This window comes from Pseudomonas sp. PB106 (genome assembly GCF_009764645.1).
Taxonomy (GTDB): Bacteria; Pseudomonadota; Gammaproteobacteria; order Pseudomonadales; family Pseudomonadaceae; genus Aquipseudomonas.
Map to the genome: position 1 here is coordinate 51,030 of NZ_RWIM01000011.1, position 14,710 is coordinate 65,739.

The following is a 14,710-nucleotide window of genomic DNA, read 5'->3' on the forward strand; positions in this document are numbered from 1 at the left end:
TCGCTGGCGTCCGTCCGAGCCCCAGCACCACTCCCCCCCTGCCAAAGTCCCTATTTCAAAGGCCCAAGCTACATTCGGGTCAAGCGAAGTCTCCTCGACACGCATTTTCCCGCCGTATACGGCAGATTTACTTACACCAGTCTGATTACAGCACCAGCAATCGCCGGACCTGCACTACAGCGGGGCGGCATCGCCGGATCATCCTGCACTACACACCCAACGCCCTGCACGGCACTTGCGAAGTAGTTGCACACCATGACGACACCGCTACGGTCAGGATAAGGGGCACCTCCACGGCCAAGGCGGCGGAGGACAACGAAAAACCCACACCACAAACGGACTTACGTGTCTGCTCAGGTGCAGCCGCAGCAACGATCTAATTAACAGAATGGTATTGTGTAAATTAGCCAGCCCGCGAAAAAACTGGACTTCACCTGAAGGGACATGTTCTAATTAACACAACAGCGAATAAAACGACGGAGTGTTAATTAGAGATGAACATCGTAGAAGCGGTGAAAACAGAGGGTGACGCCGAAATCATCTCTCGCAAGCTGACCAGGAACGCCAGGGGCAACTCCCTGTACGCGGACATCTGGCGGTTTGGGGTCAACACCGCCCTTCGCATCAGCGATCTACTTAGCCTGACCTTCGACGATGTGAAAGGTAACGAGCTGGTGATCAAGGAAGCCAAGACCAGCAAGACGCGCAGCATTGACCTCAACACCAGCGCCAAGGCCATCATAGGGCGCCGTAGGGCTGCACACCCCACCCACACGTACCTGTTCGAAGTAGACAGCAACCGGGCCAAGGGCAAGGCGGTAAGCCGCATCGCCGTAGCGAACGCCTTCAAGGCCGTAGGTGATGAGATGAGTCTGCAACTTGGCACTCACTCGATGCGGAAAACACGCGGCTGGCTGATGTACAACGGCGGGGCGTCAATCGAACTGATTTGCAAGGTACTGAACCACTCAAGCCCCGCTGTAACGATGGCGTATATCGGTATTACCAAGGCTGAAGTTGACGCCACTTACCACCAGTTCGTGTTTTAAGCGTCTGCGAGCTCCATGACACTACAGCGAGACTATTAGCCGCCTCCGGGCGGCATTCTTATGCCCGTGATATTTTAATTTTGTAGCCGCTGACGGCGAGATGGCACGGGAATGGCTCTTAACACCGCCCCCCCGCTGACAATAATAATATCTAAACTACCTTATTCATATCTTCTAATACCTTGAAAATTTCAGAGGAGCAGACGAACTCGTTTGTGCCCAGTGGGTCGCCCGCAGCTCCCCGACGAACAATGCCAACAACATGCTGATTAAGATTAAGCACCGGCCCGCCGCTATTGCCTGCGTACATAACTTTGTCAATGCTCGCACACTGAATCATCGAGCGAACATAGCGATCATTTACATCAGCCCAAAAACGACACACATCAGTGGAGCCGGGCTTTTGGTTTGGAAATCCGAAAACAGATACTCTATCACCAACCTCGACTTGTATATTCTCTTCCAATCTAAAGAACTCAAACCTCCGGTCAGCGTCTACAATAGAAATTATAGCTACGTCCCTATGTCTATCCATATATAAAACTTTAGCCGCGTACTTCTTCGAACGTTCATTTGCCCTATACGCCACGCACTCTTCAAACCAAACCTCAGTTACATTGTGTTCGAACATGTAATCGGCATCAGAGTCGTTATCTTCATTCAACTTATAGTTGAATGCATGTGCACAGGTTACCATGATGTTGTTTTCAAGCATAAAGCCGGTAGCCTGAGTCCCCCAATCTTCATTCTCAAGCACCCAGCATTTGCGTATGTTCAGTTGGTTATGCTTCAGGCCTGCATCACCACTAAACTCCTCCAGCTTGGCCAGTGGTACTTTATAAGGGGCATCTAACTGGTTAAATTTCATCGCGAGACGTCTATAGACTGACGAATCCACTCCTTTCACTTGCTTTATGAATAGAAGCTTACCGAACACATGACCCTCTAATGTAGTGTTTGCATCTGGATCGTTCGCCTTATGAATTGCGTTTGCCGCATCCAAACCAATACACATCATAGAGTGTATCTGCGCAGCAACCTTCCGAATATAACGTCGTTCAACGTTAACTTTCTTATTGACCAACAAGCCGGTAACAACTTGCTTTTCGTCCTGCCGCTGAAGTCTGACTTTCGAGAAATTCACCTGAAAGCCTTTTCCTGAAATAATCTTCAAAAGTTCAGGTCCGACTGTAGCTAAATGGTGGGAAGTTAGTGTTCCGGCATTTACGATGACGATGTCAGCAGGAAGATATTCCATCGGCGTGTAGAAAGAGAAGGTGATGTCATCGGCGTATCTCGTATAGTTTGCACGATGTTTTATAGCAAGAGCGCGCAGCTCTCGATCCAATGACGAGCACATCATATTGGAAATTACGGGAGAGCAGGGAGCACCTTGTGGAAGGTTACCATTAATAGTTGCTAGATGAGCTATAACAGAGGCAGTTTCGGGCTTAAGGCAGTAAGGCTTCGATATCAGCAGGCCGCGAACACGAGCGAACGATATCGTAGGAAAAAAATCTTTCAGATCAAGATTGAATACAAACTTCTTACGTATATGAGCATTAGCATTGCTAACTATTGATGTGTCTTTCAAAAAAGCTTTCGCGCAGGGGCTTGGCAAATATAAATTAGAAAGCTGGACTTTCAGCCTAGCTTGTAAAACTTTAAGGCGATTGCTCGGTGCAAAAATAGTACGAACGCCGCCACTCTTCTTCGGAATACTGAAGGATCTATAGTAGGCAGACATCGGTTGATCGTAATAAAAATACTTAATCTTCCGATAGCTGGTCCCAAGTATTCTAGCTAGCTCCTCAGGATCAGTGTCGCTTGTTAGTTTTTCAGGCGTTAGTGAAGAAATGCCCCCGTCCATATTTCACCCTATTCACTTACAGTTAACCACTTGGCGTCAATGTAGCGTAACGCTGAGGCAGTTGCTTGTAACATTGTTCCTTACGGTCGCATTTAAAACAACCAATTTTAATCCCTGGACGGGGACAACAACACTATAGCAGTGCTAGTCATCCTCAGCAAGAACCTTCAATGTACGAACAAATAACTGTTAACTCGAATGATCTGAAACTGGTCACCAAACTCTATCTTCACCGCAAACCATCGAACAATGCTCGAGCAGTGGATGGGACGCGATCTATCTGGCCCGCCTCTAACACCCTAACGATCGAATGCTCTTCATTTCCCTCGACTGCGCCGTAGAAAAGGTAATAGCGATCCTTCTCGAAAGTCTTCCAACCACGAGCCTCAAAAATATCCAATTCACAGTGACCACTGAGATCGTGCTCTGGAGACTTATAGTTGAAGAACACCCTGCTATATTTACCCCTAACTATAGACGTCGGCTGACCAAAGAAAAGAAAGCTTTTACCCAGATACGCTCTTATATTTCGCTGGGCCTTTTCGATAGAGACAATCAGATCCCGCAACAGAACTGCATCTTCGTTTTCGAATTGTATAGCGATGTTCAGGCTGATCTGAGCCAACTGCACCAGTCTTCCAACAGTACGGAAGCGCCCTGGGTTGAGCAGATTTCCATCTGCGTCGAAGATATTCTCAAACCCGCCCCTGCCAGTTATTGATGAACCATTCTGAACCTCTTTCCGTCGAGGCTTGACAAATTCCAGATCATCCTCTTCCTCCTCGTCATCGCTTGCTAAGCTCTTCCAACCAGCAAAGGTCACAAGGCTAATGGCCCGTTTTTCTTTCGAGCCCTCATTCCCACCACCTTTCCCCCCTTTCTTCCTATGCGGACATTCGACCGTATCGAAGCCCGAAAGATGAAAGTAGAAAGCATCAACCCCATCCTTTCTCTTCGGGGTTTTGCGAGGTCGCCTGCTGCACATTACACCGCAGTCCGGGCAGTAAATTCGCCCATGATGCTCATCATCAATGTAGAGCTCGGGAGGGAGATGAGAGGCCTCAGCGAGATCCAGAGGAGATACAGAGTCTGGCTGTGGCTCCAGCGGATGATAAGCGACGTAAGGGATAGAAATCTGCGACATACATTCCTTTGCTTTAGTGGAGACTGTGTTAGCTAGGTAAACACCATTTTCCTAACCACGTGCGACTGAGAGGCCAACCGAAACGATGCGTTTGCACTCAGTTCGTCAGTTCAATTGCCTACTAGGCAACGAAGCAGGTGATAGCTTATTGCCACATAAAATATTATGAGTCAATGCACAGTCAAGAGCGCACTCCGAAACTGAAAAGTATAGTTACCTGCGGAGATTCAAGGCCGGCTTCCGCTTGCTGAAATCGCAGTACACACGGCCCACCCACGACGTTTTCCTTATCACTCCTAGCTGCACTCCTCACTCAACATCCACTTCAACCGCTTTAGCCAAAGATTCGGAGATTGCTTGCTGATACCGTTCAAGCAACGGGATTTGGCATGACCGTTTAGCCACATTCAAGCGCGCCTTCAATGCCTCCCCATCTGGATGACCGCACGCCAGAAGCCTCCCTACCCGCCCCATCGCACGATGATACTTCGGTTCAAGGACAGTCCAGTCGGATGTCGACTCGCTCATTACCTCTAACTCCCTGACCGCTGAACGGATACGCTTGCGTTCCAACTTGGTGAGGCCTGGAGAGCTGTTAAAGACGCTCAACCCCGTCACCGTGATCGGCTGAAACGTGGCGTCATCGGCTTCAATACCCTGCCCACGGACGCGAATGTGGAGCTTTGTCCGCTTCTGATGACATCCTTTGGCAGCAAGCATTCCAGTTATTGTCGAGATAATATTAGTAAGTTCATCCGATGACGGCTCATGACCACAAGAGATCGTGATGTCGTCAGCAAATCGAGAGTATTGGAAGCCTCGGCCCAGAAGATCGTTCACGACCTTCGGCTCCACATCCCAGAAAACCAAGTTGGCGATGTAGCCGCTCGTACTAGCCCCTTGGGGCGTGCTCCCTTCACGAGTGCATATGGATGACAACAAGACCGAAACACCCGCTCCGAATCCAAATAGACCGCGAAACAACGCGTCTACATGTCTTTTCGATATGGACGGGTAGAAGTTCTTGATGTCTTGGAGGATGACGAATCTTGCCCCTGCGTGTATGGCCGCATTGCTATGAATGCTTCGTGGAGACTTACGGTCTCTGATGCCACCGTGCAGATATTGGGGAAAAGTCGCATTGCACAGTATCCTGTCAACGATTTTTCGCTGAACCCGCTTGAGCGGTTCGTGAGCATCGTAAGTGTCTCGCGTCTCGGGAGGTTTTCCCGGCTTGACCTTCTTCTCTTGAGGTACATGGCGGTACATTCGATCGGCGCGGACTGCAAGCCTTTCGAGCAATTGCTCACTTTCGCCAAGCGCTAGAGCCAATGCCCGCAAACTATGGATTGGCTTGAAGGGGTAAGTTGGAGCATCCATATCCCAGTCCCTGAAACGAAGAAGGGCCGATACATAGATCGACCCTTCAGAATTCGAATGATGTGATTTGTTGCGTCATGAGCCAAATGCCTCAAGGATTTTGTTCACAGCCTCGCAAACATAGTCCCAGTATTCCTGTCTGTTCTTCCAAGCCTCAATAAGCAATTGACGAATCAAGAAGCTCCGCAAATCACTAAGCAGCGCTTTTCTTCTTTCGCCCTTACCCTTCTTATCTTGGGAGGACTGACTATCTACTGTAACGCGGGTGTCTCGGTTATCGTGCTTTTGCAGCATAGTCCGAGGACGAGCCGCTTTCTTAAAACGCAACATGGTTGTAGCTCCTGGCCGGCGAAATTGCCGCCGCCAAAGCATTCCGGGCCGAATGGAACTACCAAGACACCACTACAAACCACAGTTCTGCTTATTGATATTGATTTATCAATATCGATAAGCCGTCGCCGCCGCAAACTTCGTCACCGAGGAATTCATCCGTCAACACATGCCGATAGCGCTAACCGTAAAGCTTTACGCAAACGAGGAACACTACGCTAACGCATAAGGCAAGCGCTAACGCGGAACGTCTCGATTACGCGCGGCCCAGCACAGGACACACACATAGGACGACCTAGGGGACTGAGTTGTTGCGAAGAGGTAGCTTTGAAGAACACCAAAGCTGATCGGTTACCCGATCACCAACTGCAAGCCCAGAGAATTTGACCATGTTTAAAGAGCACCTGGACGGTACGCCCAGCGAATTCTTTATACCCCTGAAAAAGTCGGCTGGCAATCAATTATGTCGATGTGCCATTAAGGCCTTATGAAAGCACGGGAGCCCCAGCTTGAAAGACACAGCATCAATCAAATCATCTTCCGACACGTCGACACTTAACACTGTACAAATATACAGATAACTTTCAGATCATTCGTTCGAACGGGGTATAGATGAAGGTAAAGATTTCACCCAATAACTGATGTTCACAGCGTTCACATTGCCCAGTGTGAACGAACCCTATATTTTGTGAACGTTCTGAGGACAACAAAAAAGGGCCCACCTTTCGGTGAGCCCTTCTAGACCGCCCAGCAGAGCGGATTTTGTTTGGTAGGCGCGATTGGACTCGAACCAACGACCCCCACCATGTCAAGGTGGTGCTCTAACCAACTGAGCTACGTGCCTGCTGTGAGGCGGCATTCTACGGAATTCCGGAGGGGTGTCAACACCTTTTTTTCACCTAACCCTATGAATATGCAAAATATTTAATTTCGGGCCTGCGACGGAGAATTTCCGGCGGCTGGCGGAGGTTTTTCAAGTCGGGTAGGATCGACGCACTCGTAAAATATATTAAACAGAGGCTGCAGGATGGCAAACACCACTTACCCAGAGTCCTATTACGCCGCGTCGGCGAATGCCGTACCGCCCCGCCCTGCCTTGCAGGATGATGTGGAGACGGACGTCTGCGTGATTGGTGCCGGGTATACCGGATTGTCCTCGGCTCTATTTCTGTTGGAACACGGCTTTCGCGTGACGGTGCTCGAAGCCGCCAAAGTCGGTTTCGGCGCTTCGGGGCGCAATGGCGGGCAGATCGTTAACAGCTATAGCCGCGACATTGACGTGATCGAACGCAGCGTCGGGCCCAAGCAGGCGCAACTGCTCGGGCAGATGGCGTTCGAAGGCGGCCGGATCATTCGTGAGCGCGTGGCAAAGTACAACATCCAGTGCGATCTGAAGGATGGCGGGGTATTTGCCGCTTTGACCGCCAAGCAGATGGGGCATCTGGAATCGCAGAAGCGTTTGTGGGAGCGCTTCGGCAACACCCAGCTCGAACTGCTCGATCAACGTCGCATCCGCGAAGTCGTGGCTTGCGATCAGTACGTCGGCGGCATGCTCGACATGAGCGGCGGACACATTCATCCGTTGAACCTGGCGCTCGGCGAAGCGGCTGCTGTCGAATCACTCGGCGGCACGATCTATGAGCAATCGCCCGCCGTGCGTATCGAACGCGGCGCCAATCCGGTGGTGCACACGCCACAAGGCAAGGTCAGGGCCAAGTTCATTATCGTCGCCGGCAACGCTTACCTCGGCAATCTGGTTCCGGAACTTGCAGCCAAATCGATGCCGTGCGGCACGCAAGTGATCACCACCGAGCCGCTGGGCGATGAATTGGCGAAAGCGTTGCTCCCTCAGGATTACTGCGTCGAAGACTGCAATTACCTGCTCGACTACTACCGCCTGACCGGCGACAAACGCCTGATCTTCGGCGGCGGCGTTGTTTATGGCGCGCGGGATCCGGCGAACATCGAGGCGATCATCCGCCCGAAGATGCTCAAGGCATTTCCGCAACTCAAGGATGTGAAGATTGATTACGCGTGGACAGGAAACTTCCTGCTGACCTTGTCGCGTTTGCCACAGGTTGGCCGGCTGGGTGACAACATCTATTACTCGCAGGGTTGCAGTGGCCATGGCGTGACGTACACGCATTTGGCGGGCAAGGTGCTGGCTGAGGCGTTACGCGGGCAGGCTGAGCGCTTTGATGCGTTTGCCGATTTGCCCCACTACCCGTTCCCCGGCGGCCAATTGCTGCGAACACCGTTTGCAGCGTTGGGCGCTTGGTATTACGGCTTGCGCGACAAATTCGGGATGTAAAAAAGGGCCGCTGATAGCGGCCCTTTTTATTTAACACAACACTCAGAGCTGATCCCGAGCAATCCCGCTGCGAATCCGCAGGATATCCGCCAGCACCGCCAGAGCAATTTCCGCCGGCGTCTTGCTACCCAGGTTGAGCCCGATCGGGGCATGAATCCGCGCCAACTCACACTCGCCCAGCCCACCGATCCGACGCAGTCGCTCAAAGCGTTTCTGCGACGTCTGCAGCGACCCCATCACGCCAATGTAGAACGCTTCGGTGCGCACGGCTTCCATCATCGCCAGATCGTCGATGCGCGGATCGTGGGTCAACGCGACAACCGCGGTATCGCGATGGCAGCCGCCATCGGCAATAAACACCGAAGGCAATTGCCGGCGAATCTCCACGCCGTTGAGCACCACACCTTCAAGCACTTCCTCGCGTGGATCGCAGAGAATCACTTCAAACCCGAGACCCACGGCAAACTCGGCGCACGCCTGCGCCACGCTGGAATAACCGGCGAGCAACAAGCGCTGCGCTGCGCCGACACGAATCCGCACCCGATCAATCTCACGCTCGATCCGCGCACCCTGCTCGCGATCTGCGAACAGGCTGCGCGCACCGCTGGCCAGATCGACCTCGCGAATCAAGCGACGCTGACCGAGCAGCGCCGATTCCAATTCACGCAAGTGCGCCTGCACGTCACAGTCGGCGTCAAATTTCTCTACCAGCACATCGAGGATGCCGCCACAGGGCAGGCTGACCCGCGAACGCGGATCGTCGCCCTCGCCGTAACGCACAACGTTGACCGCATCGAGGAACGCACCTTCCGCGACGCGCTCGAGAAAGTCTTCCTCTACGCAGCCACCCGACAGCGACCCGATCCACTGCCCGCCTTCGTTCACCGCCAGCAGCGAACCCGGCGCACGTGGTGCCGAGCCGTAGGTGGTCAGCACGGTGCAGAGCCAGATGCGCTGCCCCGCCACCGACCACTGCAACGCGCGGCGCACCACTTGTAGATCGAGATGCTGCATGTCAGTGGGCCTTGTGCTCGATGGACGGTGCGTCTGCTTGCAGCTTCTGCACCTCGCTCACTGCCAGCTCAGCAGACTGCCCACCCCACCCTTGACGCAGGTAGTTGAGCAGATCGGTAAGCTGTTCAGGACTGAGCTTGTCGGCGAAACCCGGCATCGGTTGCATGTGCTCGAAACCGGAGAACTTCTGCTCGCCGATACCATCTTCGATCACGCGCAACAGGTTGCGTGGGTCTTCCAGGCGCAACGTGGTGTTGCCGCGCATGGCCACCGCGATGTGCGGTTTGCCTTCGCCACCGACCGCATGGCAACCGGCGCAGACGTTCAGGTATTGCTGCTGGCCGCGCTGGGCGCTCGGACTGAGTTTTTCCACCGGCACTTCGACAAGCGTTTTGGCTGCCGGCGGTTTGTCGCCGAGCAGGAACGTCGCCATTGCCGCCAGATCAGGATCGCTCAGGCCCTGAGTGCTGTTGTGGAACACCGGGAACATCTCGTTGAACATCGTCCCCTGCGCGCTCATGCCGTGCTTGAGGAACGTGCTCAGATCCTGCTCGTTCCAGCCGCGAGCAGCCAGATCAGTGGCCAGCAGGCTCGGCGCCAGATAACCATTAAGGATGCCGCCGGTGAGGCGTTTATCCAGCTGCATCGCACCCGGCAGGCCGCGCGGCGTGTGGCATTCGCCGCAGTGACCGAGCACTTCGACCATATATTGGCCGCGCTTCCAAGCTTCGCTTTTGCCTTCGGCCGACTCCAGTTTCAGGTCCTTGCCATACATCATGTTCCAGCCGATCAGACCAGGACGCACGTTGAACGGAAAGCTCAGGCTGGTGACCGGCGCTGCACGCTCGATCGGCTCGATGGTTTTCAGGTACGCATGGATCGCATCCGAATCCGCGCGCGGCATCAAGTGATACGAGGTGTACGGCATCGCTGGATACAGGTTAGCGCCGTCACGACGCTTGCCTTCAGTCAGCGCCGCGAAGAATTCCTCATCGTTGTACAAACCGATGCCGTGCTCTTTGCTCGGGGTGATGTTGGTGCCGTAGATCGTGCCGAACGGCGAGACGATCGGCAGACCGCCGGCAAATGGCGCGCCGCCCGGTGCCGTGTGGCAAGCCATGCAGTCAGCGGCGCGGGCAAGATACTCGCCGCGCTTGACCTGATCATCGGCGTGGGCAAACAACACCGGCGCAGCCAGGCCGGCCGCCAAGGTCAAGCGGGTCAGAAAAAGCTTCATGCTTAACCCTCCTTGACCAGGCCGAGATCGGTCAGCACGTTGCGAGTGGCGTTGTAGTAACGCACGTACCCAGTGCAACGGCAGACGTGATGGCCGAGGCTGTCCTCGATGACTTGTTCCAGTTTGCTTTTGACAATCGGCTGACGTTGCAGCTTCTCGACCAACACGGTCGCGGCGTTGACGAAGCCCGGTGCGCAGTAGCTGCACTGGAAGGCGAATTCGTCGACGAAGCGCTGCTGGATCGGGTTCAGCTCAGTCACCTGACCGTTTTCGTCACGCTTGGCGTGACTTTCGATGGTGCGGACTTTCTTGCCTTCGAAGTAATGCGCGCCAGTGATGCAGGTGCGCACTTCTTCGCTGGTGCCGTCCGGGTTGTCGACGATCACCACGCAGGCGTGGCAGATGCCCTGGCCACAGCCCAGACGCGAACCGGTGAGGTTTTTGTATTCGTGCAGGTAGTCGATCATCGGCAGGTCATCAGGGATGTCCACCGGGCCGACGGATTGACCATTGAGGGTCAGTTGAAGCGGACGGTTAGCCATTGAGGGCCTCCTTGATGCGCGCTGGAGTGATAGGCAGATCGCGAACACGTTTGCCGATGGCATGCGCCACGGCGTTACCGATGGCCCCGACAACCGGGATCATCACCACCTCGGCGATACCTTTGGACGGATCGCTCGGCGACAGTGCCGGGAGAATCTCCGACGTCTGTTTCCACACGGCAACGTGACGCGCCATCGGCAGACGGTAACGGTTGAAGTTCCAGTCACCCTCCCCCGGCCCGCCTTCGTACAGCGGCATCTCTTCCATCAGTGCGTGACCGATGCCCATGGCGATACCGCCTTCGAGCTGGCCCTTGACCAATTCTTCAACCAACACACGACCGCACTCGACCCACGAATGGTGGTTGAGCACTTCAACATCCAGCGAGCCTTTGTTGACCTTCAGCTCGACCAGCGTGGCGACCGGGCTGTAGTAAGTCACGGCAGCGTTGTTCAACTGAACAACCGGGTAGTTGATGTTCTGGCGATCCAGCAGATGGAAACCAGACGTGGTCATCAACGCTTTCTTGGCTTTCGGCGCACCATCACCGTATTTCACCGCCAGACCGTCGAGCGGCAGACGCTCGCGCACGCCGTCGATGCTGTATTCGGCCTCGGCCCAGCTCCAGCGGTTGAACGCATGAACAGTGGCGCCGGTGACCAGACCACGCTCGTGAGCGTGCTTGGCCAGCTCTTCGAAGGTCAGCGGCTGCATGCCGTTGGCAGTCAGCTTGCCATCCACCCAGTGCGCATCTTCGCGACGCACAACGTATGGGTTGGCTTGGCCGCCGTAAGGGCCCTGACGCCAGATTTCCATGGCCGCCGGCCACAAACCGTTGTTGAACAGCACGCGGGCTGCTTCACGGGTGGCATGACTGAAGTAGTAAGCCGAGTTGGTCGCGGACGAAGCCGAGGCCAATTTGCCGACCCAACGCGGGTTGCGCAGCAAGTTGTCCTGTTCGGTCTGGCTCATGATGTAAGGGTTGCCGCTGGTGATCAGCTGCATTTCCTTCCATTCGGTTTCGCCAGTCTTCACTTCGTGCGCCGGGCTGCCGAGGAAATCGGCCACGACCAGCGCTTGCGAGGTGGACATGCCGGTGCCGATTTCGATACCGATGTGGCGCAGGGTGATGCGACCGTCAGCGGTGAATTCGATGCTGGCCATCGGCGCTTCGGAACCGGTGCCGAAGTCTTTCTGGCAAATGGCGAAACCGACGCCATACCAGTTGTCCGGGTCTGCGGCTTCGCGTTGTTGCTTGATCGCGTCGCGGTTCTTCCAGACTTCGTGCACCGAAGCCTTGTCGAGAATCTCGTGCAGACGCAAGGCACCGGCCGGGATCGCGCCCTGGGTGTTTTTCATGCCCGAACGCAGCGCGTTCTTGCGCCGCAGGTCGATAGCATCGACACCGAGGCGATCGGCAATTTCGTCGACCATCATTTCGGTCGACGCCATGCTTTGCAGAGTGCCGTAACCGCGCATCGAACCGGCCTCAACACCACGCGAGTGGTAGGCGGTGACTTGCAGGTCGTTCTGCGGCATGTAGTAGATCGACTGCGCTGCCGTGGCACCCACTGCCGCCACCGACGGGCTGTAGTTGACCCGGCCGCCGCCGTCGACGCTCATTTCAGCGCGGAAAATCTTGAAACTGTAGTCGTTCTTGTCCACCGCAAGTTGGTAGCGGATGTCGAACGGGTGACGCTTGATCCCGCTCTGGAACTGCTCGTAGCGGTCGTTGGCCAAGCGCACTGGCACACCGGCGCCGTACAGCGCAGCGAGGGCTGCGTAGTAGACGAAAATGTTGTGGTCTTTGGAACCGTAACCCACGGTGTAACCCGGGTGCATGTTCAGGTTGGCCAGGCCGAAGCGCGACGGAGAGATCATTTTCGCGGTCTCGGTCGCTGCCTCCAGCGGGCACTGGGTCGCTACTACGAAGTGCAGGGTTTTGGTTTTCGGGTCGTACCAGCCGTTGCCGTTGTCCGGTTCCATTGCTGCCGGCTCAATCGACGGGGTTTTGTAACGCTCATCGAAGACCAGCCAGTTATCTGGCGGGGTATCGATCTCTTTCTTCATGCGGTCGGCGTAGAACAGGCCACGCTCAGTGAGGTTGCCGTGCAGATTTGGCTGGGAATTCCACACCGGACGGCGGTTTTTCAGCATCGGGAACAGGATCGAATCCTTGAGGCTGGCGAATTCGTCTTCGTCTGCCGAGGTCGCGCCACCCACACGCACGTAGCGGAAGCTGCCGTACGGGTCACCTTCGTAGAACGGCACTTTGGCGCCGTAACGAATCGCTTTGTCATTGAATTTGAGTTTGTTCTTGGCCTGACGGAAACGCTCGAAATCGTTCCAGATCAGTATGGCCACCGGGTGACCGATGAACATCGGCACTTTGCCTTCAGGCAGCAACGGATCCGGGGCGTGCTCTTCCGGAAAGACGATGCCATCCTTGTCCAGGTCAGCAGCGGTGACGATGCGGTCCGGCTGCAAATCAGCGCCGAGCCACGACAGGTCGTAACCGTCGTAGATGCGATCAGCCTTGATGGTTTTCAGCAGCATGGCGTGGCCTTGCTGCTCGGGCCAGCCCGGCATGTCCTTGGAGCGGATGTCGCGCGCGAAGACTTTGCTGCCGCAGACCTTGGACAGTGCATCGTTACGCTGACGTGCCTTGCCGTTGTTGCCGAGCCATTTCTCGGACGGCACGGTAACGCTGTTTTCCATCAAGGCAGCCAGCGCCTGGGTGCTGAGCGGCGTGAGCGTGACGCTCACACCCGCCACCAGCCCACCCTGGAGGAACGAGCGCCGGGATATATCACGGTTGGACATGGATCATCCTCTGGGCGGTTATACGTCCGCCCTTCTGGTTATCTACTGGGGAATCTCGAGTCTTGCAGAAGCCCTTCTTGGCTAAACGAAAGGCGTGATGACAGTGCAAAGCTGACCGAAAGGTTAACTTTAAAGGTTTCTGGGCTCGCAGCAAACAACCAGTTACAAATATTTGACTGAAGAATCAAAAAATCAATGCGACGTGGCACCGCAGCAGGCAGGTAGACACTTGTAGGAGTGAGCCTGCTCGCGATGGCTGAGTGCCAGTCACCACCAGATTGGCTGAACTGACGCCATCGCGAGCAGGCTCACTCCCACAGGGATTTGTGTTGGATTTAGTATTGGGGCAGGAGGAAGAAGAGAGGAAAAGCCAAATTTCAGACACAAAAAACCCCGGTCTTTCGACCAGGGTCTTTGCTATCGATTCCGAAACAACCAAAGGTTGCTTTCGGTGCTTCAAGGCGTTCAGTGGTCCTTGAAGCAGATATGGCGCAGCGGACGGGACTCGAACCCGCGACCCCCGGCGTGACAGGCCGGTATTCTAACCGACTGAACTACCGCTGCGTATCGCTTTGAGCTTGCGCTCAAGTAACTCGTTTTGACTGCAAGCTTCGGTGCTTGGCAATCGCGAACCAGACAATGTCTGACTCGTTAAATATGGCGCAGCGGACGGGACTCGAACCCGCGACCCCCGGCGTGACAGGCCGGTATTCTAACCGACTGAACTACCGCTGCGCGTCGGTGCAGGCACTTTCAGCCTACCCTCTTGCTTACGCAAGTTTCTCGGGGAGTGGTGGGTGATGACGGGATCGAACCGCCGACATTCTGCTTGTAAGGCAGACGCTCTCCCAGCTGAGCTAATCACCCGTTTGCATCTCCGAGGCCGCGAAATTTACGCAGGTAGCGAACCTAAGTCAATAGCAGGATTGAAGTTTTTCTAAAAAAGACGAAATTGTTTCCATCCTGTAAGACCGCCTTCGCGAGCAAGCTCGCTCCCACGGGGTATTGC

10 protein-coding genes and 4 tRNA genes are annotated in these 14,710 nt (G+C 54.8%); 2 read left to right on the plus strand and 12 right to left on the minus strand.

From position 1 onward, the window contains the following. The first annotated feature begins 494 nt into the window (after nucleotides 1-494). A complete protein-coding gene (locus tag EJA71_RS02075; protein WP_158953880.1) occupies nucleotides 495-1,049 on the plus strand; it encodes a tyrosine-type recombinase/integrase in 555 nt (184 codons plus the stop codon). A 151-nt stretch (nucleotides 1,050-1,200) separates the two neighbouring features. Here the strand turns inward: EJA71_RS02075 and EJA71_RS02080 are convergent, their stop codons facing one another. The 5 genes from EJA71_RS02080 to EJA71_RS02100 all read right to left on the minus strand — a co-directional run bounded on the left by EJA71_RS02080 (nucleotide 1,201) and on the right by EJA71_RS02100 (nucleotide 6,617). Beyond that, nucleotides 1,201-2,796 carry a reverse transcriptase domain-containing protein gene (locus EJA71_RS02080; RefSeq protein ID WP_158953882.1) on the minus strand — a complete coding sequence of 532 codons (1,596 nt, stop codon included), beginning with the start codon at nucleotides 2,794-2,796 and terminating at the stop codon, nucleotides 1,201-1,203. A gap of 352 nt (nucleotides 2,797-3,148) precedes the next feature. Beyond that, nucleotides 3,149-4,063 (minus strand): hypothetical protein, encoded by a 915-nt coding sequence (locus EJA71_RS02085; RefSeq protein ID WP_158953884.1) that lies wholly within the window; start codon nucleotides 4,061-4,063, stop codon nucleotides 3,149-3,151. Nucleotides 4,064-4,372: 309 nt separating this feature from the next. Next, nucleotides 4,373-5,443 carry a reverse transcriptase family protein gene (locus EJA71_RS02090; protein WP_158953886.1) on the minus strand — a complete coding sequence of 357 codons (1,071 nt, stop codon included), beginning with the start codon at nucleotides 5,441-5,443 and terminating at the stop codon, nucleotides 4,373-4,375. Nucleotides 5,444-5,518: 75 nt separating this feature from the next. After that, complete coding sequence (locus EJA71_RS02095; protein ID WP_158953888.1) at nucleotides 5,519-5,773, minus strand: hypothetical protein; 255 nt, start codon at nucleotides 5,771-5,773, stop codon at nucleotides 5,519-5,521. Between the two features lie 767 nt (nucleotides 5,774-6,540). After that, nucleotides 6,541-6,617 (minus strand) — tRNA-Val (locus tag EJA71_RS02100). A gap of 183 nt (nucleotides 6,618-6,800) precedes the next feature. Here EJA71_RS02100 and EJA71_RS02105 point away from each other — a divergent pair. Beyond that, on the plus strand, nucleotides 6,801-8,084 hold the full coding sequence (locus tag EJA71_RS02105) for an FAD-binding oxidoreductase (protein ID WP_158953890.1): 1,284 nt from the start codon (nucleotides 6,801-6,803) through the stop codon (nucleotides 8,082-8,084). A 42-nt stretch (nucleotides 8,085-8,126) separates the two neighbouring features. On the opposite strand, the gene EJA71_RS02110 is transcribed toward EJA71_RS02105, so the two are convergent. From EJA71_RS02110 to EJA71_RS02140, 7 genes are all read right to left on the minus strand, one after another. Next, a complete protein-coding gene (locus EJA71_RS02110; RefSeq protein ID WP_158953892.1) occupies nucleotides 8,127-9,098 on the minus strand; it encodes an XdhC family protein in 972 nt (323 codons plus the stop codon). A 1-nt stretch (nucleotide 9,099) separates the two neighbouring features. Next, entirely contained in the window at nucleotides 9,100-10,335 is a 1,236-nt protein-coding gene (locus tag EJA71_RS02115) for a cytochrome c (protein WP_158953894.1), read from the minus strand. Between the two features lie 2 nt (nucleotides 10,336-10,337). Then, nucleotides 10,338-10,877 carry a (2Fe-2S)-binding protein gene (locus EJA71_RS02120; RefSeq protein ID WP_158953896.1) on the minus strand — a complete coding sequence of 180 codons (540 nt, stop codon included), beginning with the start codon at nucleotides 10,875-10,877 and terminating at the stop codon, nucleotides 10,338-10,340. Further along, nucleotides 10,870-13,701: a xanthine dehydrogenase family protein molybdopterin-binding subunit gene (locus tag EJA71_RS02125; RefSeq protein ID WP_158953898.1), complete on the minus strand. Its 2,832-nt coding sequence runs from the start codon at nucleotides 13,699-13,701 to the stop codon at nucleotides 10,870-10,872. The genes EJA71_RS02120 and EJA71_RS02125 overlap by 8 nt, the downstream gene beginning before the upstream one ends. A 487-nt stretch (nucleotides 13,702-14,188) precedes the next feature. Further along, nucleotides 14,189-14,265 (minus strand) — tRNA-Asp (locus tag EJA71_RS02130). Between the two features lie 94 nt (nucleotides 14,266-14,359). Further along, a tRNA-Asp gene (locus EJA71_RS02135) sits at nucleotides 14,360-14,436 on the minus strand. Nucleotides 14,437-14,492: 56 nt separating this feature from the next. Next, a tRNA-Val gene (locus EJA71_RS02140) sits at nucleotides 14,493-14,568 on the minus strand. Between the last annotated feature and the right edge of the window lie 142 nt (nucleotides 14,569-14,710).